Source organism: Neobacillus solisequens (genome assembly GCF_051233465.1).
Lineage (GTDB): Bacteria > Bacillota > Bacilli > Bacillales > Cytobacillaceae > Neobacillus.
Genome location: NZ_JBKFGJ010000015.1, coordinates 20,139 through 39,566, shown reverse-complemented (window position 1 = coordinate 39,566; position 19,428 = coordinate 20,139). Strand labels below are relative to the sequence as shown.

Genomic DNA, 19,428 nt, shown 5'->3' with positions numbered 1-19,428 from the left:
GTTTCCCTTGCCCTTCGTCTCCAAGGTGCCCTATTGACGACCTCTTTTTGAAGTTTCCCTTGCCCTTCGTCTCCAAGGTGCCCTATTGACGACCTCTTATTGAAGGTTCCCTTGCCCTTCGTCTCCAAGGTGCCCAGCCCTTTTAACGACCGTATAAAATCCCCCCAGATCATTTGTCAAGCCGACTTCTATTAAAGACACAAATACCAATACCCGTCATTCCCAGGTGCCAATCCAGCAAAAAACCCCTCTCACATGAGAAGGGTTCATTTCATAAATTACTATTTTGATGATTTTGTAAATTGTTCTTCCTCTGTAGAACCTTTCAAGGCTGTTGTGGAAGAGGTTCCGCCTGTGATGACCATGGACACTTGGTCGAAGTATCCTGTACCAACTTCGCGCTGGTGGCGTGTTGCGGTGTAGCCGTACTGCTCGCTGCCGAATTCTGCTTGCTGCAGTTCGGAGTAAGCTGCCATGCCGCGCTCTTTGTAGCCGCGAGCTAGTTCGAACATGCTGTGATTTAGAGCGTGGAAGCCGGCAAGGGTAACGAACTGGAACTTATAGCCCATTTTGCCAAGCTCCTCTTGGAATTTCGCGATTGTTTCCTCGTCAAGCTTCTTCTTCCAGTTAAACGATGGAGAACAATTGTAGGCTAATAGTTTGCCAGGGAATTTTTCATGAATTGCTTCTGCAAAGCGACGAGCTTCCTCGATATTTGGTTCTGATGTTTCACACCAGATTAGATCAGCATATGGAGCGTAAGCCAATCCGCGGGCAATGGCCTGATCAATTCCTGCTCTTGTACGGAAAAAGCCTTCCGTTGTGCGCTCACCGGAAATGAACGGAGCATCGTTCTCGTCGATATCGCTCGTGATTAAATCAGCGGCGTTAGCGTCTGTGCGGGCAACAAGTACAGTAGGAACGCCCATAACGTCAGCGGCTAAACGAGCTGCGATTAGGTTACGAACGGCAGTTTGAGTCGGAAGGAGAACCTTTCCACCTAAATGACCGCATTTTTTCTCAGAAGAAAGCTGGTCTTCGAAGTGAACGCCAGATGCCCCTGCTTCGATCATTCCCTTCATCAATTCGAAGCAGTTTAACTGACCGCCAAAGCCTGCCTCCGCATCGGCTACGATTGGAGCGAACCAGTCAACTGAATCATCGCCTTCTGAATGGGTGATTTGGTCAGCACGCTGTAATGCCTGGTTAATTCTTTTGACAACAGCCGGAACGCTGTTTGCCGGATATAAGCTTTGGTCCGGATACATGTTTCCTGAAAGGTTGGCGTCAGCCGCAACCTGCCAGCCGCTTAGGTAGATTGCCTTTAAACCGGCTTTTACTTGTTGAACAGCCTGGTTTCCAGTTAAAGCACCTAGAGCATTGATATAATTTTCTTCATTTAATAGTTTCCAAAGCTTTTCGGAGCCTTTGCGAGCTAATGTATGTTCAATATCAATTGAACCGCGAAGTTTAATAACATCCTCTGCGGTATATGGTCTTGTAATTCCTTTCCAACGTGAATCCATTTCCCAGCTTTCTTGTAATTGAGTAACTCTTTCATTCGTCATGTTTCATTCCTCCTATTAATCTATTGATTTAGTTTTTATAAAAGCTCATAACCCGGTAACGTTAAGAAATCAACGTAATCATCATTCAAAATCAACTTATCGTATAAGGACACTGCTTCATCAAATCGACCGCCTTCAAAGGCTGGTTCCCCTATTTCCCGCTTGATTTTCTCTAATTCTTCTTCTTTTAATTGGTGGTACATTTCTACTGTTACCTTTCGACCGTCAGCTAACACTCCCTTAGGATGGCGAATCCATTGCCATAGCTGGGCCCGTGATATTTCAGCAGTTGCGGCGTCCTCCATGAGATTGTATATTGGTGCTGCTCCTCTTCCTGATAGCCAAGAAGCTACATATTGAATACCAACATTAATATTTGTTCGGACACCTTGCTCTGTAATCGTTCCACCTGGTACTTCCAACAGGTCTTTTGCGGTAATGGTTACCTTTTGCTGTTTCGATGTATGAATTTGATTCGGCGTCGGCATTTCACGGTTGAATACTTCCATAGCCACCGGTACGAGACCAGGATGGGCTACCCAAGTGCCGTCGTGACCGTCGCGGGCTTCACGTTCTTTATCGGCGCGTACCTTTCCAAAAGCCTCTTCATTCGCTTCTGGATTATTTTTTATCGGAATCTGTGCTGCCATTCCGCCCATTGCAGGTGCTTTGCGGCGGTGACAGGTTTGAATGGTAAGTAATGAGTATGATCGCATGAATGGGACTGTCATGGTTACTTGCGATCGGTCTGGGAGGATAACATTTTCTAGGTTGCGGAATTTCTTTAAGTAGCTGAAGATATAATCCCATCTGCCGCAGTTTAGTCCGGCTGAGTGCTCTTTCAATTCGTACAGGATTTCATTCATTTCAAATGCGGCTAAAATCGTTTCAATTAAAACCGTTGCTTTAATGGTGCCTTGCGGGATCCCCAGCGCATCCTGCGCGAATACAAATACATCGTTCCAAAGGCGAGCTTCCAAATGACTTTCAAGCTTTGGAAGATAGAAATACGGGCCAGTTCCGCGGGCAAGCAATTCTGTTACATTATGGAAAAAGTAAAGTCCAAAATCGAAAAAGCTTCCGGAAATAGGCTTGCCATCCAATAAGACATGCTTTTCTTCAAGGTGAAGTCCGCGTGGTCTTGGAATCAGCACGGCTGTCTTTTCATTAAGGACATATTTTTTTCCATTCGGATTTTCAAAGGAGATTGTGCGTCTTACGGCATCTCTGAGGTTGATTTGCCCTTCAACGATGTTTTCCCAAGTGGGTGAAGTGGCATCCTCAAAATCAGCCATAAATAGTTTTGCACCTGAATTCAAGGCGTTGATGACCATTTTTCGATCTGTTGGTCCGGTGATTTCAACCCGGCGATCAAGCAAGTCCTGCGGCAGTGGGGCAATGGTCCAGTCACCATTGCGGATATCCTTTGTGTTCGGCAGAAAGTCTGGTAATTCACCGTTATTGATTTCTTCTTGGCGAACCTGTCTGTACTGTAACAGTTCTACTCTTCTGGGACCAAATTTTCGTTCCATCTCTTCAATAAAATTTAAGGCTTCAGGTGTTAGAATCTCATCATACCGGGCTTTTAAAGCCCCTATCACCTCAATACCCCTTGTTTGCGTTGACATGAACTCGACCACCTCTTTGTTATAATACAGTAACTTACCTCGTTTTGTATTATATAACACCATTTTCAAAAAAGAAACCACTTTTCTGAATTTTTTTAAAAATGGGTAATTTTGCCCTGTCCTATTTATGAAAAAGCTTGGAAAATAAGGCAGGAAGTATATATGTATTTAATTGGGTAATTTTTACTAGGAGGGCTTTTATGGACCTGAAAGTTGTGGACATGAATCGAACCTACGCTGAAGCTATATTGAACTGGAGCTATGAGGAGCCCTATGATTTTTATAATAGTGAACTGAGCGAGGACGGAATCAAGGAGTTTTTAAATTCCTCATATTATGCGGTTGTTGATTATCAAGAAGATTTAATAGGATTTTTTTGCACAGGAGAGTCGGCACAGGTGCCATTTGGCGTTCATTATGGAGCCTATACACCTGGGTTCATCGATGTCGGGCTGGGCATGCGACCCGATTTAACCGGGAAGGGATTGGGATACCCCTTTCTTTCTTTTGTTCTGGAGTTTTTGAAAAATCAGGCACCATTCCGCTTAACTGTAGCAGCCTTCAACGAGCGGGCGGCCCGCTTATATTTTAAACTTGATTTTCGTAAAGAGACCGAGTTTACTTTCGGAAATATCATGTTTATGACGATGATAAAAAAAGCGGACCCCAATCACTAAGAGGACTCCGCCTTTACGTTAACAATTTTTTAAAATCTTCTTCACGATCGTCACTAATTAAAAATTCCGGAGAGGTGATTTCTTGGAGAAGTTTTCTTTTCATAGCCGCGTCTTTTACTTCTTTCAAGATCCATTGGCGTTTAACAAAAAGGAACTCCAGATATTCCTCATAATTTTCGTCAAATTGTTCCTTCAACTGATTTCGAATTTGACTAGCAAGAATAGGGCTGGCACCTTCTGTTGAAACAGCAATGGTCAATCGGCCGCGCTGCATTCGGGATGGTACATGAAAATCAGAGTGTTCATGGTCGTCTGCCAGCATGACAAGCTGATTGGGCCCAACTGAACCCTTGACGTCTTGGTTTATCTGAGGATGATCGGTTGCTGCAAAGATTAAAAAAGCGCCCTCACAATCTGTTTTCAGAAAAGAGCGTTGATGCCAAAGGATTTTTCCATCATCAGCAAGTCTTTTTAGTCCCGGAGTTGTTTCAGGGCTAATGACTTCAATGCAGGCGCCTGAACCAATCAGGCCGTTCACCTTTCTTTCCGCCACTTTCCCTCCGCCAACCACAATTACCTTTTTTCCTTCAAGCTGTAACATAATCGGATAATAGGACATGTTCCACCTCACTGGCCCGTTTTTGAATAAGGGGAATCAGCTTTTCATCAAATCCTACAGGTCTGCAGAATTTGAAGTCTCCACCCAATTTTTCTAACTCCCGTTTCATTTTGACCGTATAGCCACCTGTAAACAAGAAATAGGGCAAAATATAAATAGTTTGATCCATTATTTCTCTTGCTTTTTCATGATAAAACTGTGAAGTTGTCATGTACCCAATTTGAACGGGATGACTGATTTTCGCCTTCAACCGTTGAGCCAGGCACTCTGTTTCAATCGCTGCCTGAGCATTTCTGCTGCCATGCACAACTAATAGGACAGCTGCCTCTTTATCGAACTGAGTTTCTTTTAGGCGGTCAGCCAGAATCTCCACCATGATTTCGTCTACACCTAGCGGTCGTGCAAGATGAAATTCAACCCCTGAAATACTTCTTAGAATGTCAGGGATATCCTGATTTACATGAATCCCAGGTGCCAGAAACACGGGAACCACGGTAATCTGATCGGCTCCCTGCTGAATGCAGCGATTCACAGCTTGGTTGACAGATGGCTCTTCATGCTCCAAAAACCCGTATTCCTTGATGGAAGCATGAGACGTCGCCATGACCTTTTGGATAAACGTAACAAACAGATCATTCGATTCCGCCCTACGGCTTCCATGTGCTACATATATAATAGCATTCATTGTTACTCACCTTTGTTGGACAAATATTCGATCAAGGATTCCTTGGTAGCTTTTTTCGGCATCCCATCTGAGATGAATCCACTTTTTTCAACGGCGGTCAACGTTTGTTTCCCCATACTAATCACTTCTGCCTTATTTAAAAGCTCATCAACATGGATCTCACATTGTTCCAATGCTGCCACAAATGGTTGAACGGAGGCTTTGCATGGGAATACAACTGTATTGACATCTGCTTCCTCGAACATTCTTTTAAAGATCGGCATGTATTGCAGGTCTAGCTCCTTGTTGCTGGTCTGCCATACGTCAGCAGTTGCATAGTTATTTTTCAAGTGGCAGCGTTCTCCGACGACTAACATTTTACCTGTTTCAGATAGCTCATCGATTAATTGAGGAATAAAACCACGACTTTGTAAGGCATTCATCGTTTTAATGGACATACCGAAAACATCAGCGTTGATCTTTCGGATGTCGATTTGATTTTCCATCAAAGTTTGGAAAAATTCAGTAACACTTTCAGGTGAAGTAAACAGGATATTTTGATAGCTTGAAAGATCAGCTAAAATTTCTTGATTAACAGGTTCAGAGGTACGAATCCATTTCGGAAATTCGATGACATCTGCGCCTTGATTCATCAATTCCTTAGCCAGTTCACTTGGACTGTCGCTGGTACGTGCCAGTAAAATTTGTCTGCCATGCAATGGCTTCTTTTCAACCCAGCTGATCTTTTCCCTTAGAGAGATGACTTGTCCTACAAGGATAATCGAAGGATTGCTGAACTTTTCAACCATCGCTTTTTCGGTAATGTCTGACAATGTCCCCTGCAAGGTTTTTTGGCGGCCAAATGTACCCCATTGGATCATAATAACGGGTGTTGAAGCCGGCTTACCATGCTTGATTAAGTTTTCACAAATAAACGGTAAATTTTTTACTCCCATGTAAAAAGCAATGGTGTCGACACCACGGACAAGACCTTCCCAATCAAGGAGAGGCTTTCCGTCTGCTGATTTATCATGGGCTGTGACAACCGCAAATGATTCAGCATGGGCGCGGTGTGTGACAGGAATTCCTGCATAAAGAGGGGCAGCTAGTCCGGATGTAATTCCAGGAACAATTTCAAAAGGAAGATTATGTTCAGCAAGCGCTTCTGCTTCTTCCCCAACGCGGCCAAAAACACCTGGGTCGCCACCCTTAAGACGGACCACATTTTTTCCTTCTAAGGCTTTTTCGACTAGTAGTTGGTTAATATTTTCTTGGCGCATAATATGACGATCCGGTAATTTTCCGGAGTAAATCAACTCACAACCAGCAGGCGCAAACTCCAACAGCTTAGGATTGGCAAGCCGATCGTACAGGATGACTTCAGCCTGTTTGATTGCTTCCATTCCTTTAACCGTAATTAATCCAATGTCTCCTGGACCAGCTCCAACTAAAAATACTTTCCCCTTTTTCATTGCGCAGTCTTCCTTCCCCTGTTTGCCAGACTAAATGACAATAAATATAATATCCTCTTCCACCTGTACTTCAAAAGTCTTTACATGCCCTGTATCAGGTGCTTGGACCATGCCGTCTACTAATGAAATTTTCCAGTCATAGACTGGGCAGAACACGTACTCACCGCTTACCAGCCCTTCCGAAAGGACTCCGCCTTTCGGATGTGGACTGTGATTATCAATAGCATAGACGTTTCCGTTTGAAACTTTAAATAATGCAATCTCTTGATTATCAATTTTAACCGTATAACCTGATCTAGATTTTAAATTGGAATAGTGGGCTACTGGAATTCGAGTTATTGTTTTAAGCATTATACATCACTCCCCAACCTTTATTAAGTGTTTCGCATAATATTTATCTTTTATGTCTTCGTTTTCAATCGCTTCTGCCCATGGTTCATTATATTTTTTTAAAGTTTGATCCATGCGTTCATTCAAGGCTTGGCGGGTTTCCGGATTAGCAAGAACTTCCTTCACATGCTCAAGCCCTACTCGTTCCAACCATTTAGAGGTTCTCTCTAAGTAATTGGCAGTTTCACGGTAATATTGCAGGTAAGCGCCGGTCATTTCCATGACTTCTTCTTTTGTTTTCACAGTGTATAACAGATCTCCGGCACGAAGGTCAACGCCGCCGTTACCAGCTACATAAATTTCCCAGCCGCCGTCAATACCGACAAAACCTATATCTTTGATGCCTGCTTCAGAACAGTTGCGCGGGCAGGCAGAGACACCCATTTTTACTTTATGTGGTGTATCTAGTCGTTCAAATTTTTTCTCCAAATCAATTCCTAAAGCCATAGAATCTTGTGTTCCATAGCGGCAGAACTGGGCACCGACACAGGTTTTTACCGTACGCAATGTTTTACCATATGCATAGCCGGATGGCATATCTAGCTCTTCCCAAACTGCTGGAAGGTCTTCTTTGTTGATGCCGAACAAGCCAATCCTCTGTCCACCGGTCAGTTTAACTAATGGAACATTGTATTTTTCCGCAACTTCACCAATTTTTTTCAAATCAGCAGCTGTCGTAACCCCGCCGTACATTCTAGGTACAACGGAATAGGTTCCGTCCTTTTGAATGTTGGCATGCATTTTTTCATTTACAAGGCGGGAATCGCGGTCATCCTTATAATCATCCATGTGAATCATGCCAAGGTAGTAATTGATAGCTGGACGGCATTTCGTACAGCCTTCCTCGTTCGTCCACTCTAATACATTCATAACTTCTTTAACACTGGTTAAGCCTTTTTCTTTGATCTCCGCCACTAATTCCTCGCGACTTAAAGTGGTACAGCCGCAAATGCTTGTTTTCTGAGCAGCCGCTGCATCGAATTGGTCTCCCAATGTGTGGGCAAGAATGCTGCTGACCATTGGTTTACAGCGCCCGCAAGAACGGCCGGCGTTTGTGCAATGGCTGACTTGATCGAGTGTAGTTAAACCTTGAGTTTGAATAGCATCCACGATAGCACCTTTGGTGACACCATTACAGCCGCAAATGAGTTCGTCATTTGGCATGGAAGCAACATCATCACTTCCTCCTTCGCCAGATTCTGATTGCAGAATGGATACACTGGTCATTCCGCTGATATCTTCTTTTTTCGTCAGCATTCTAAATAATCTCGTGCTGTCTTTCGTATCCCCGTACATCACCAATCCGACAATCAAGTTGTCTCTTGTTAAGATCTTTTTATAAACGCCGTCATATTCGTTGTACACCATGATGCCTTTTGTAGTTGGATCTTCTTCGATTTCTCCTGCAGAGAATAAGTCAACACCTGCTACTTTAAGCTGTGTTCCGGTGATGGAGCCTTGGTATGGTTCTCCAACCATTCCGCAAATTCGATTCGCAAGCACTTTCCCTTGCTCATATAACGGAGCCACTAAACCATAGACAATTTCCCGGTGCTCGGCACATTCACCCACAGCATAGATATGTGGAGCGCTAGTTTCCATAAAGTCGTTCACTACAATCCCGCGATTCACATATATTCCACTATTTTTAGCGATTTCTGTGTTAGACTTGATTCCGATCGCCATGACAATCAGATCAGCTTCTACTTCCGATCCATCTTTAAAACGAAGCCCCGTTACTCGTTCATCACCCAGAATCTCAACCGTTTGTTTTTCCATTAAGAAATTCATGCCTTGCGCTTCCAGCTCAGTTTTTAGCATATTAGCTGCATTGGAATCCAATTGACGCTCCATTAAGTGCGGCATTAGATGGACGACATCGACCTTCATTCCTAGGTTCAATAATCCTCGTGCTGCTTCAAGCCCAAGCAATCCACCGCCGATCACAACTGCTTTTTTATATTGCTCAGCTGATTTGATCATCATTTCACAATCTTTCACATCACGAAAACCGGTGACACCTTGTTTGTCTGCGCCTGGGATAGGCAGAATGAATGATTCAGATCCTGTTGCGATAATTAATTCATCGTAAGAAACTTCACGGCCTTTGTCACTGATGACCTTTTTTGCCTCAACATCTATTTTTACAATCGATTCACTTGTAAATAATTCAATATTATTTTCTTTGTACCAATCTAATGGATTGATAATAATATCTTCGAAGCTTGTATCCCCTTGAAGAATATTTGATAACTTAATCCGGTTATAGTTTGGATGAGGTTCTTGTCCAAAAATCGTAATCTCAAACTGTTCAGGTGCCAGTTTTAAGATTTCCTCAATGGTTCTAACTCCGGCCATTCCGTTTCCAATCATCACTAATTTTTTCATGTGGTCTCACTCCTATATATCATTATTCGTTAATTTACGTTATCTACGTTTTTCTCTATATCTAGATTGTAATCTCCTGGAGATTAAAAAATTGTGAGGTTCGTCACAATACAGAAGAATATGTGAAAGGATTCACATTTTTGTCATAAAAAAAGGATATCCCTAGGATACCCTCTAAACGATCTGTTTTTGCTTCCTTAGTAACGGAGTATATTGTACAAAAGTGGCCATGAGCGGGACAGCTGCACCAACAATAGCAACCGGTATGACTTCCCATAACATCAATGGCGGCGTAATGAGCACGCCTGTCTTATGAATCGCAAATAATGCAAGAAAATAGACCATACTGCCAATCAGTCCCAACATCCAATGGGTCTTCTTGAAAATAAAAAAGATGAGCGGAATGAATAATAGTGTGAAGGGTACATACGACGTTGGGTAATGGACCGCAAGAAAAATGGACTTAAACAAAAATCTTATCAGGATATACAATCCCGCTGCCATTAACGGAATCGAATAATGGCGGAATATCCGAATAACACATACCGTCAAGAGTCCTACCATCAGGGCAGAATAAATAGGATAAACCCATTCAGGAATACCGCCAAAAATTTGCGACTTTGGATCTGAAATCAGCTGCAGTATTTCTTTTGAAGCAATGGACTGACCATGAATGTATTGGTTATAAGAAATTGCTCCATTCTCTTGCTGCATATTTGGAAATAAAAAACATTCCAGCAAAAACATCGCAAACCAGGTATGCATCGATTTCCAGCTAATGGTTTCATGATAGGTAAACTGGTAATAGCCACGCCATACTCCTAGTATCATAATATCTGTTGCGATATAATAAATGAAATGAGTCGGGCTCCAGGTTGTTAAATCAATTCCGTAAGCAATATGGTAAGTAAAATCAAGTGGAATACCGATAAAAAATAAGACATAGCCGATGGTGATTACATTGCGGGAAAAACGATCCATATAATAAGATTCCCGCCATTCCTTGATGAGAAGCACACCCCCAAGGGCAAAGCCGATGGTGTTGACAATATGCGGAATGGAATACTCCTCAAACAAATATTTAAAATGGTAAGAAGCATCCCAAGCAGACCCTATAAATTTAAGTAAAAAAGCAATAACCCATAATCGGTAATATTTCAAACCACTATCTCCCCTCCTAATTTTACCCTAGCAAATCAAACGGATCTCCAAAAATCAGGATTAAAATATAATTAATGACAATTGCAATGGCAAATAAAATACCTGGTAGGCGGACATTTTTTTGTTTAAATAACCTATAAATGAAGATGATTCCGGATGTAACAACAAAAATATTAGCCACTAAGCATGTTAACAGGGCACTTTCACTATGCTCGACTGCTGTAACGTGCATCAAATATAAAGGCATCAAAAGACCTATTCCCCCATGACCGTGAAATGAACTTTCTTCTTCAAAAAAGAAAACGGAAATTCCTTTATAAAAGTTTCACCTTTTTCTACTTTCTTTATAGTAACATTACCCCGTTAATTAATGGCTACTTTTTTAGAAAAATGTTCCATTAAATTTCTGTAAATGATTCAATAAAAACCTCTTCCCAATAAAAGAGAGAAGAGGTTTTTGTTATATTAATACAATTCAGATGTTGTTTTTGCCTGAAGATGAAGCAGTAAGTAGTCTGGACCACCGGCTTTTGAATCAGTACCGGACATGTTGAATCCGCCGAATGGCTGGTACCCTACAATTGCGCCGGTACAGCCACGGTTAAAGTAAAGGTTACCAACATGGAAGTCTTCACGCGCTTGCTCCATATGGGCACGGTTAGATGTAATGACTGCTCCAGTTAGGCCATACTCTGTATTATTAGCGATATCAATCGCTTCATCGAAATCTTTCGCCTTTGTAAATCCTACTACGGGGCCGAAGATTTCTTCCTGCATAATACGGGACTTCGGGGCAAGGTCGGCAAAAATGGTTGGCTTGATGAAGTACCCTTTTGAATCGTCCCCTTCTCCACCAGTCATCAGCCTACCTTCGCCTTTGCCGATATCAACGTATTCCATGATTTTTTTGAATGCATGGCTGTCAATGACTGGCCCCATGAATGTACCTTGTTCAGAAGGTTCTCCAATAGTTAACTGATTCGTCAATTCAACGGCACGATTCAATACTTGGTCATACACCGACTCCACTACTACCACACGAGAGCAGGCAGAGCACTTTTGACCAGAGAATCCGAATGCGGAGGCCACAATGGCTTGTGCCGCCAATTCAAGATCTGCTTCTGCGTCAACCACGATGGTATCTTTCCCCCCCATTTCTGCAATTAGACGTTTCAACCAAATTTGACCTTCACTAATTTTGGAAGAGCGATCAAAAATCCGTAGTCCTACATCTCTGGAGCCCGTAAAGCTGATAAAGCGTGTATCTTTATGGTCAACCAAGTAGTCTCCAACCTCTACCCCACTGCCTGGTACAAAGTTTAATACACCCTTCGGCAAACCTGCTTCTTCCATAACTTCTACAAACTTAGCCGCTATAATTGGGGTAGTGGAAGCTGGCTTTAAGAGGACCGTATTCCCGGTAACAATGGCCGCTACAGTTGTTCCAGCCATAATCGCTAAAGGGAAATTCCATGGTGAAATAATAATCCCAACACCAAGGGGAATATAGTGATAACGGTTGAATTCATTTGGACGACTTTGAACGGATACTCCATCTTTAAGTAACAGCATTTGGCGTCCGTAATATTCAAGGAAGTCGATCGCTTCTGCCGTATCAGCATCTGCCTCTCTCCAAGGCTTGCCTGCTTCCTTTGTTAAAAGGGCCGAAAACTCGTGCTTTCGTCGACGTATAATGGTTGCCGTTTTAAAAAGTACATCGGCGCGGACTTCCGCTTTTGTTTTTTTCCACGTTTTAAATGCTTCAACGGCTGCCTGCATGGCTTTTTCCGCATGTTCCTTGCTAGCCTTGGAAACACGACCAATTACTTCTTCTTTTTTGGCCGGATTATAGGATACAATTTTCTCTTGAGTTGAGATTTTTTCACCGCCTATGACTAGATCATAATCTTTGCCTAAATAGCCCTCAACAGTTTGAAGTGCTTTCAGGTACGCTTGGCGGTTCTCCTCCAATGTAAAATCTGTAAATGGTTCATGTTTATATGGTTGTACCATTCTATAAACCCCTCCTACGAACTAAACATAGTCCCACAACATTTATGCTACCCTCATTATTATTTTCTATCTGCTTACAAAGGTTGCTTATAAAAAAAAATAATCCGGGATGATCCCGGATTATTTTATTGGTAAATATAGACAAACGGTTCCGTTTCATTGGCCTTTTTCACGATCAGGGCTTCCGGACCATCCACAGATGTTACATTGACAGATACCGATAAATATTTTGGAAAGTGTTCGATTACTAAACCAGTAACGTATTGAGCGAAGCCCACACCTTCTGTTTTTCCGTAAAATTGAATTGGTATCGTAATATTGAGATCTTGCAGCTGATCACCTGTATAAAAAGCTCTTCCGATGACACCATTAAAATTAGGGAAGTATTCTTCAACATCTTGCTTAAAGTTTAAGAAAGCCGTTACATCATCCCTATGAGCTTCTTGGGCGTCGGTTGACGGGAATAAATAATATTTCTCGTCAAGCTTTTCCCATCCATTCAGGCTCGAGCTTCCTTTATCAACCGTTGTATAGGCAAAGAAATTCCCCGGAACAACAGATGTTTTGCTTTGCTGCTGGAACAGGGCGATGGTAATCGGCACCTCTTCTAGACTCTTAATGCCTCGTACTCGTTTTACGACCTCTTCGGCAATCTTTTTACCTTCACGGTCCATTTCGGCAAAGTCAATTTTTTTCTCTTTTTCAATGAACCCTTCACCTTGCTGTACACGGTAATAGTAAATAGAGTTAAGAGCTAGACCAATCGTGACCCCTGCTAATTTTACGTTGCCATTATCATCCTTTGTCAGGTAATCATGCTCTAGTAGGTGTGCCAAATATAACGGACTGCTTGGCTCACCGGCAGGACCCGTATCAACCGGATTTAGCCCGATATTATCGGGTGCCTTAAGGCCTTTTTCGGTTAGCTGAGCATCCGTATACTTCCTGTTTAGCCATAACTTAACCGTTTTAGCTTTGATCTCCTGACCTTCTCGGAAATAATATTTATCCGTATCAAAGCTGTTTTGGGCAATACGCATTAACCCCATTTCGAACTCATTTAAATCATATCTTGTATTAATATTATTTACGACCAACCCGCGCGCTTCTCCTGGTTGAAAGGGCAAAATCGTCCGATAGTAATTATCAGAGATATTATACTTCGGTATAATAGCCTGCCCTTTCGTCTTTTCCTCCGTTTGGCCTGTGCTATTTTGCTTTCCAAAATTCGGTGCACAGGCACTAAGAATTAAAACCAGAGAGAGCGCAAGAACTGAGAGCTTTCTCACGTTGAAACACCTCTTACTTATTTAATTCTGCAATGAGTCTCTCCTCATCCCATACTTCAATTCCCAATTCTTGAGCTTTGGTTAACTTGGAACCTGCGTCCGCACCAGCCACAACCAGATGAGTTTTTTTGCTGACGCTGCCCGCCACATTGCCGCCAAGAGCCTCAATTTTTTCTTTTGCTTCATTCCTTTTTAATTGCTCCAATTTCCCAGTGAGAACAACTGTTTTTCCTGCAAAAATAGAATCAGATTCCTCTGCAGAAACCGGCTTTGTCCCTTTATAGTCCATATTTACACCGGCAGCTACCAACTCCTGAATAAGCTCCTTGGCTTCTTCTTGTTCGAAAAAGCTAACGATCGAATCAGCCATCTTATCGCCTATTTCATTTATGGCAATTAACTCCTCTTTAGAAGTAGAAGCAAGTCGTTCCATTGTTTCAAATTGCTGGGCCAAAGTTTTCGCCGCTTTTGCTCCAACAAGGCGGATCCCTAATCCGAACAGTAATTTTTCTAGAGAATTATCTTTAGATGCTTCAATCGCCTGCAATAGATTGGAAACAGACTTTTCCCCCATGCGTTCAAGTTCCATCAATTGTTCACGAGTGAGCTTATAAATATCGGCTACGTCAGAAATCAATTTTTCTGCAAATAGCTGGCTGATGACCTTTTCACCAAGGCCCTCAATATTCATTGCATCTCTGGAAACAAAATGAATTAAACCCTCACGGATCTGTGCCGGACATTTGGGATTAATGCAGCGGAGGGCCACTTCGCCATCCAGTCTGACAAGCTCACTTTCACATTCCGGACAATGTGTCGGCATGTAAAAGTCCACTTCTTCTCCAGTCCGTTGGTCTGCCAATACATTGACAACCTCCGGAATGATATCCCCTGCTTTTTTAATCACAACTTTGTCACCGATTTTTATATCTTTTTCGCGAATTAAATCTTCATTATGCAAGGAAGCCCTTTGCACGGTGGTTCCCGCCACTTTTACCGGTTCAAGGATCGCAGTCGGGGTAATGACACCCGTTCTGCCAACACTTAATTCGATGTCTAGGAGAGTCGTGATTACTTCTTCAGCAGGGAACTTGTAAGCAATTGCCCATCGTGGACTTTTTGCCGTTGTACCCAGCTCAGCCTGCTGATCCAAAGAATCCACCTTGATCACAATGCCGTCAATTTCATATGGAAGCTGCGGTCGTTTTTCTGTCCAGCCTTGAATAAATTCGAGGACATCATCAATGGTGGCGCATCTTCTGCGTTCCTTATTGGTTTTAAAGCCTAGTTGGTCCAAATAATCAAGGCCCCCACTATGGGAGTCAGCCCCGATTGCCTCCGGATTACCGATTCCATATAAAAAGACATCGAGTCGCCTTGCTGCTGCAATTTTCGGATCAAGCTGCCGCAATGAGCCGGCTGCAGCATTTCTAGGATTGGCAAACAACTCTTCACCACGTTCTTTGCGAGCCTCATTTAACATTTCAAAGGACCGTTTCGGCATAAATGCTTCACCGCGCACCTCAATGGAGACATTTTCGGTTAAACGGAGGGGCATGGATTTAATCGTTTTTAAATTATTGGTAATATCTTCGCCAATAGTCCCATCACCACGAGTAGCCCCCTGGACAAATAACCCCTCTTCATATCTCAAGGAAACCGCTAATCCATCAATCTTTAATTCACACACATAGGAAATCTTGTCCCCGACCGCTTGGCGAATCCGTCGGTCAAAATCCCGTAAGTCCTGCTCATTAAAGGCATTGCCCAAACTGAGCATAGGAACGCGATGTTGCACTTTTTCAAACATATCTAGTACGGCACCGCCGACACGCTGCGTGGGGGAATCTTCAGTTCTCAGCTGCGGGTAGGTCTCTTCCCACTTTAAAAGCTCCTGCATGATTCGATCATATTCAGCGTCCGGTACAGATGGCTTGTCCAGAACATAATATTCATAGCCGTACTGATTTAATAAGTTTCTAAGTTCTTTTACTCTTTGTTCTGTGTTTTGAAAGTCCATAAATCCAGCCCTTTCATAAAAAAATCCTCATCTATATGACTGCAAATTGGGCAATGTAGTTACGCTTTTTTTATCGGTGCAAATTTCGCCAACAGACGTTTAATGCCTGTTGGGCTTGGAAAAGCAATATCAAGCTCGGTTCCTTCTCCTTGACCTTTCACACTGACAACAGTCCCAATCCCCCATTTTCCGTGCTCCGCTTTATCGCCAACCTTCCAGCCAATTTCGTCACCGCCAGTGGTGGTAGCTGCTGAAACCGGGCGCATGACTGGTTTTTTCTGGGTGGCAGGTGCTCCAAAGGAAGCCCGTTGCCCCCCGCCAAAGGAGGAGGTTGATGTTCCCATTCCTCGTGAACCAAAAGGAGTAGTTCTCTTTTCAGGTTCTACACCTTCCAAGAGATCCTCAGGAATTTCACTGATAAATCTGGAGGCAGGATTCATGTTCGTGCGTCCAAAAAGAGTCCGCATTTGGGCATTCGTCAAGATTAGCCTTTGCTCTGCCCTTGTAATGCCTACATAAGCTAGACGTCGTTCCTCTTCCATTTCCGATTCTTCCATCAAAGAACGGCTATGTGGGAACACGCCTTCCTCCATACCTATCAAGAAAACAACAGGAAATTCTAAACCTTTAGCAGAGTGCAGGGTCATCAAAACCACAGAATCAGACTTTTCTTCCTCATCATCCATAGAATCAATATCTGCCACAAGTGCTAAATCCGTTAAGAAAGCGACAAGGGTTCGATCTTCATTTGTTTCCTCGAAGTTTTTGGTAACGGATAATAATTCCTCCAAGTTCTCAAGACGGCTCTGGGCTTCCAGTGACTTTTCCGCTTTGAGCATTTCCCGATAACCGGTTTTCTCCAAAATTTCCTCTACTAATTCCGTTACAGACATGAATTCCTGCATTCTCGTGTAATTTTTGATTAAATCACGGAATTCCTTGGCTGCTTTTGTAATTTTGGGACTAACTCCAATTAGATCGATTGAATCCAGCGCTTGAAAAATAGACATATCATGCATCGCGGCAAAATCGGCCATTTTATCAAAGGAGCTTGCACCGATGCCCCGCTTTGGAACATTGATAATCCGTGCAAGACTAATATCGTCATCTGGATTTGAAATCAGACGTAGATACGCAAGCATATCTTTTATTTCTTTTCTGTCATAGAACTTGGTGCCGCCAACTATGGAATAGCTAATATTCGATTTAAGCAGCACTTCTTCCATTACACGGGACTGGGCATTTGTTCGATAAAGAATGGCAATGTCAGAAAGTTTATGACCGCCATCACGGGTAAATTCCTTAATTTTACTGATCACAAACTGGGCTTCCCCCTGCTCGCTGTCTGCCCGATAATAAGATAGTTTATGACCTTCAGGATTTTCCGTCCAAAGATTCTTTGCCTTACGATTAAAGTTGTGTTCAATTACTTTATTTGCCGCTAACAATATTCTTTTGGTAGAGCGGTAGTTTTGTTCCAAAAGAATCACATTGGCGTTTGGATAATCCTTCTCAAACGAAAGAATATTGGCAATGTCCGCACCCCTCCAACGATAAATAGATTGGTCGGAATCCCCCACAACACAAAGATTTTTAAATCGATTCGCCAGAAATTTTACCAACAAATATTGAGCCTTGTTGGTATCCTGATACTCGTCCACATGAATATACTGAAACTTACGTTGATAATATTCGAGCACTTCCGGAACGCGCTTGAATAGTTGAATCGTTAGCATAATGAGATCATCAAAATCCAAAGACTGATTTTGGCGAAGTTTCTTTTGATAGGCCTCATAGACTTCAGCTACAGTTTGTTCAAAATATCCACCAGCTGTTTTTCCATATTCCTCATAATCAATCATTTCATTTTTTGCGGAACTGATGGACCCAAGAATGGCACGGGGATCAAATTTTTTGGGGTCAAGGTTCTTTTCTTTTAAAATTCCTTTAATGACAGATTGCTGGTCTCCCGTGTCCAAAATGGTAAAATTACGGTTATAGCCGATCCGGTCAATATCTCGGCGTAAAATACGTACGCACATAGAGTGAAAAGTGGAAATCCAAATTTCTTCCGCCACTCCGCCCATCATTTTCCGAATTCTGTCTCTCATCTCTCGGGCAGCTTTATTTGTAAACGTAATGGCCAAAATGTTGTACGGATTCACCCGTTTTTCAACAATTAAATAGGCTATACGATGGGTTAATACTCTTGTCTTACCACTGCCGGCACCTGCCATAATTAACAGTGGGCCGTCCGTTGCTTTTACGGCATTTTGCTGTTCCGGGTTCAAGCCGTTTAATAACTTGTCAGTTAAATATTGCATTATTCCACCACCATACAAACATTTGTTCTTATTTGTTATTGTACCGTTCTCTGCCAGTTTAAGCAAATACTATCGAACGGCTTTAACTGTTTCTAGCGCTTGTTCAAAATCATCATAGAGGGCGTTCCCAACTACAATAACATCGGCTGATTTGGCCATTTCACTTGCCTGTGCGGGTGTCGAAATGCCTCCACCATAGAAAAGAACGGTTTTCTCCAGTACCTGCTTTACCTCTGCAACTACTTCAGGGTTACCCAGTTTACCGCTGTATTCTAAATAAAAAATAGGCAGCTGAAACATTTTTTCTGCCATCATCGCATAGGCCCTGACATCATCTATGGTTAAATCAGCGTTTGCTGAAGCCAATTGGGCAGCTTTACAGTCCTCATTCAGAATGCAATACCCCTCCATGATGATTTCTTCCCAATTCATGATTTCACCAAATTCCTTTACAGCCTGATGGTGAATTCCGGTGATCCAGGTTGAATCGCTGCTATTTAATACTGTTGGGATAAAATAAAGATCAAAACCAGGTGTTACCGACTCAATACTGGAAACCTCCAGGACACAAGGCACTGTGTAACGGCGAACCCGTGCCATTAAATCGAGCACGTTTTCCAGCGTCACACCGTCAGATCCGCCTACAATGACGGCATCTGTTCCAGATTCACAGATTTTTTCTATATGTTCATCAGATATCTCTTTATTTGGATCGAGTTTAAACACATGTCGCCACTCGCGAAAATCATACATACAAGGCTCCCCCTATTAAATCATTCCATTACACCATTATAGCATTAGCAGAATCGATACAAAAATAAAACAATGAAACTGCAAATAGAAATATCTGGTTTCAAAAGAAAAAACCGAAGAATAGTTCTCCGGTCTGTTTACTTATTCCTTTTCTGCTTTGCTATCCTGCTCGTTAATTCGTTCCAACACCATTTCATAGGTGTCATTTCCAAAATTCAAGCACCGTTTCACTCGGGAAATGGTAGCAGTACTAGCACCTGTTTCTGCCTCGATTTTATGATACGTATTGCCTTCTCTTAGCATTCTCGCAACATCAAGGCGCTGTGCCAAGGCTTGAATTTCATTAATCGTACACAAATCATCAAAAAAGCGATAGCACTCTTCTAGGTCTTCTAATGAAAGAATAGCTTTAAATAATTGATCGAGTTCTTTGCCTCGTAATTTATTTATTTGCATGATCTT

General features: G+C 42.5%; 16 protein-coding genes. 1 reads left to right on the top strand and 15 read right to left on the bottom strand.

The window, feature by feature from the left end; translation table 11 throughout:
* Positions 1–281: 281 nt before the first annotated feature.
* Complete coding sequence (gene aceA, locus ACI3K6_RS15730) at positions 282–1,568, bottom strand: isocitrate lyase (protein WP_435555549.1); 1,287 nt, start codon at positions 1,566–1,568, stop codon at positions 282–284.
* 35 nt (positions 1,569–1,603) lie between these two features.
* On the bottom strand, positions 1,604–3,196 hold the full coding sequence (gene aceB / locus ACI3K6_RS15725; protein ID WP_435555548.1) for a malate synthase A: 1,593 nt from the start codon (positions 3,194–3,196) through the stop codon (positions 1,604–1,606).
* Between the two features lie 200 nt (positions 3,197–3,396).
* Between aceB and ACI3K6_RS15720 the strand changes: the two genes are divergently transcribed.
* Entirely contained in the window at positions 3,397–3,873 is a 477-nt protein-coding gene (locus tag ACI3K6_RS15720) for a GNAT family N-acetyltransferase (RefSeq protein ID WP_435555547.1), read from the top strand.
* A gap of 13 nt (positions 3,874–3,886) precedes the next feature.
* On the opposite strand, the gene ACI3K6_RS15715 is transcribed toward ACI3K6_RS15720, so the two are convergent.
* From ACI3K6_RS15715 to ACI3K6_RS15655, 13 genes are all read right to left on the bottom strand, one after another.
* Complete coding sequence (locus ACI3K6_RS15715) at positions 3,887–4,492, bottom strand: precorrin-2 dehydrogenase/sirohydrochlorin ferrochelatase family protein (RefSeq protein ID WP_435555546.1); 606 nt, start codon at positions 4,490–4,492, stop codon at positions 3,887–3,889.
* Positions 4,461–5,177 (bottom strand): sirohydrochlorin chelatase, encoded by a 717-nt coding sequence (locus tag ACI3K6_RS15710; RefSeq protein ID WP_435555545.1) that lies wholly within the window; start codon positions 5,175–5,177, stop codon positions 4,461–4,463. Before ACI3K6_RS15710 ends, ACI3K6_RS15715 begins: the two co-directional genes overlap by 32 nt.
* 2 nt (positions 5,178–5,179) lie before the next feature.
* Positions 5,180–6,628, bottom strand: a complete 1,449-nt coding sequence (cobA, locus tag ACI3K6_RS15705) for a uroporphyrinogen-III C-methyltransferase (protein WP_435555544.1) — start codon at positions 6,626–6,628, stop codon at positions 5,180–5,182.
* A gap of 30 nt (positions 6,629–6,658) precedes the next feature.
* Positions 6,659–6,979, bottom strand: a complete 321-nt coding sequence (gene nirD / locus ACI3K6_RS15700; protein ID WP_435555543.1) for a nitrite reductase small subunit NirD — start codon at positions 6,977–6,979, stop codon at positions 6,659–6,661.
* A gap of 6 nt (positions 6,980–6,985) precedes the next feature.
* On the bottom strand, positions 6,986–9,406 hold the full coding sequence (nirB, locus tag ACI3K6_RS15695; RefSeq protein WP_435555542.1) for a nitrite reductase large subunit NirB: 2,421 nt from the start codon (positions 9,404–9,406) through the stop codon (positions 6,986–6,988).
* A 174-nt stretch (positions 9,407–9,580) separates the two neighbouring features.
* On the bottom strand, positions 9,581–10,567 hold the full coding sequence (locus ACI3K6_RS15690) for a hypothetical protein (protein WP_435555541.1): 987 nt from the start codon (positions 10,565–10,567) through the stop codon (positions 9,581–9,583).
* Positions 10,568–10,589: 22 nt separating this feature from the next.
* Entirely contained in the window at positions 10,590–10,817 is a 228-nt protein-coding gene (locus ACI3K6_RS15685) for a hypothetical protein (RefSeq protein ID WP_435555540.1), read from the bottom strand.
* A gap of 215 nt (positions 10,818–11,032) precedes the next feature.
* On the bottom strand, positions 11,033–12,580 hold the full coding sequence (pruA, locus tag ACI3K6_RS15680; RefSeq protein ID WP_435555539.1) for an L-glutamate gamma-semialdehyde dehydrogenase: 1,548 nt from the start codon (positions 12,578–12,580) through the stop codon (positions 11,033–11,035).
* A gap of 125 nt (positions 12,581–12,705) precedes the next feature.
* Positions 12,706–13,869, bottom strand: coding sequence for a CamS family sex pheromone protein (locus ACI3K6_RS15675; RefSeq protein ID WP_435555538.1), 1,164 nt, complete (start codon positions 13,867–13,869; stop codon positions 12,706–12,708).
* A 13-nt stretch (positions 13,870–13,882) separates the two neighbouring features.
* Complete coding sequence (ligA, locus tag ACI3K6_RS15670) at positions 13,883–15,889, bottom strand: NAD-dependent DNA ligase LigA (protein ID WP_435555537.1); 2,007 nt, start codon at positions 15,887–15,889, stop codon at positions 13,883–13,885.
* A 59-nt stretch (positions 15,890–15,948) separates the two neighbouring features.
* Positions 15,949–18,213 (bottom strand): DNA helicase PcrA, encoded by a 2,265-nt coding sequence (gene pcrA, locus ACI3K6_RS15665; RefSeq protein ID WP_435555536.1) that lies wholly within the window; start codon positions 18,211–18,213, stop codon positions 15,949–15,951.
* 69 nt (positions 18,214–18,282) lie between these two features.
* On the bottom strand, positions 18,283–18,966 hold the full coding sequence (gene pcrB / locus ACI3K6_RS15660) for a heptaprenylglyceryl phosphate synthase (RefSeq protein ID WP_435555535.1): 684 nt from the start codon (positions 18,964–18,966) through the stop codon (positions 18,283–18,285).
* Positions 18,967–19,107: 141 nt separating this feature from the next.
* Positions 19,108–19,422 (bottom strand): YerC/YecD family TrpR-related protein, encoded by a 315-nt coding sequence (locus ACI3K6_RS15655; protein ID WP_435555534.1) that lies wholly within the window; start codon positions 19,420–19,422, stop codon positions 19,108–19,110.
* Between the last annotated feature and the right edge of the window lie 6 nt (positions 19,423–19,428).

What these genes read in the sequence shown, in the direction of transcription:
- ACI3K6_RS15720 (WP_435555547.1), top strand. Translation starts at nt 3,397, where the DNA reads ATGGACCTGAAAGTTGTGGACATGAATCGAACCTACGCTGAAGCTATA.
- ligA (WP_435555537.1), bottom strand. Translation starts at nt 15,889, where the DNA reads ATGGACTTTCAAAACACAGAACAAAGAGTAAAAGAACTTAGAAACTTA.
- pcrA (WP_435555536.1), bottom strand. Translation starts at nt 18,213, where the DNA reads ATGCAATATTTAACTGACAAGTTATTAAACGGCTTGAACCCGGAACAG.
- aceB (WP_435555548.1), bottom strand. Translation starts at nt 3,196, where the DNA reads ATGTCAACGCAAACAAGGGGTATTGAGGTGATAGGGGCTTTAAAAGCC.
- nirD (WP_435555543.1), bottom strand. Translation starts at nt 6,979, where the DNA reads ATGCTTAAAACAATAACTCGAATTCCAGTAGCCCACTATTCCAATTTA.
- pruA (WP_435555539.1), bottom strand. Translation starts at nt 12,580, where the DNA reads ATGGTACAACCATATAAACATGAACCATTTACAGATTTTACATTGGAG.
- ACI3K6_RS15710 (WP_435555545.1), bottom strand. Translation starts at nt 5,177, where the DNA reads ATGAATGCTATTATATATGTAGCACATGGAAGCCGTAGGGCGGAATCG.
- aceA (WP_435555549.1), bottom strand. Translation starts at nt 1,568, where the DNA reads ATGACGAATGAAAGAGTTACTCAATTACAAGAAAGCTGGGAAATGGAT.
- cobA (WP_435555544.1), bottom strand. Translation starts at nt 6,628, where the DNA reads ATGAAAAAGGGGAAAGTATTTTTAGTTGGAGCTGGTCCAGGAGACATT.
- pcrB (WP_435555535.1), bottom strand. Translation starts at nt 18,966, where the DNA reads ATGTATGATTTTCGCGAGTGGCGACATGTGTTTAAACTCGATCCAAAT.
- nirB (WP_435555542.1), bottom strand. Translation starts at nt 9,406, where the DNA reads ATGAAAAAATTAGTGATGATTGGAAACGGAATGGCCGGAGTTAGAACC.
- ACI3K6_RS15715 (WP_435555546.1), bottom strand. Translation starts at nt 4,492, where the DNA reads ATGTCCTATTATCCGATTATGTTACAGCTTGAAGGAAAAAAGGTAATT.
- ACI3K6_RS15655 (WP_435555534.1), bottom strand. Translation starts at nt 19,422, where the DNA reads ATGCAAATAAATAAATTACGAGGCAAAGAACTCGATCAATTATTTAAA.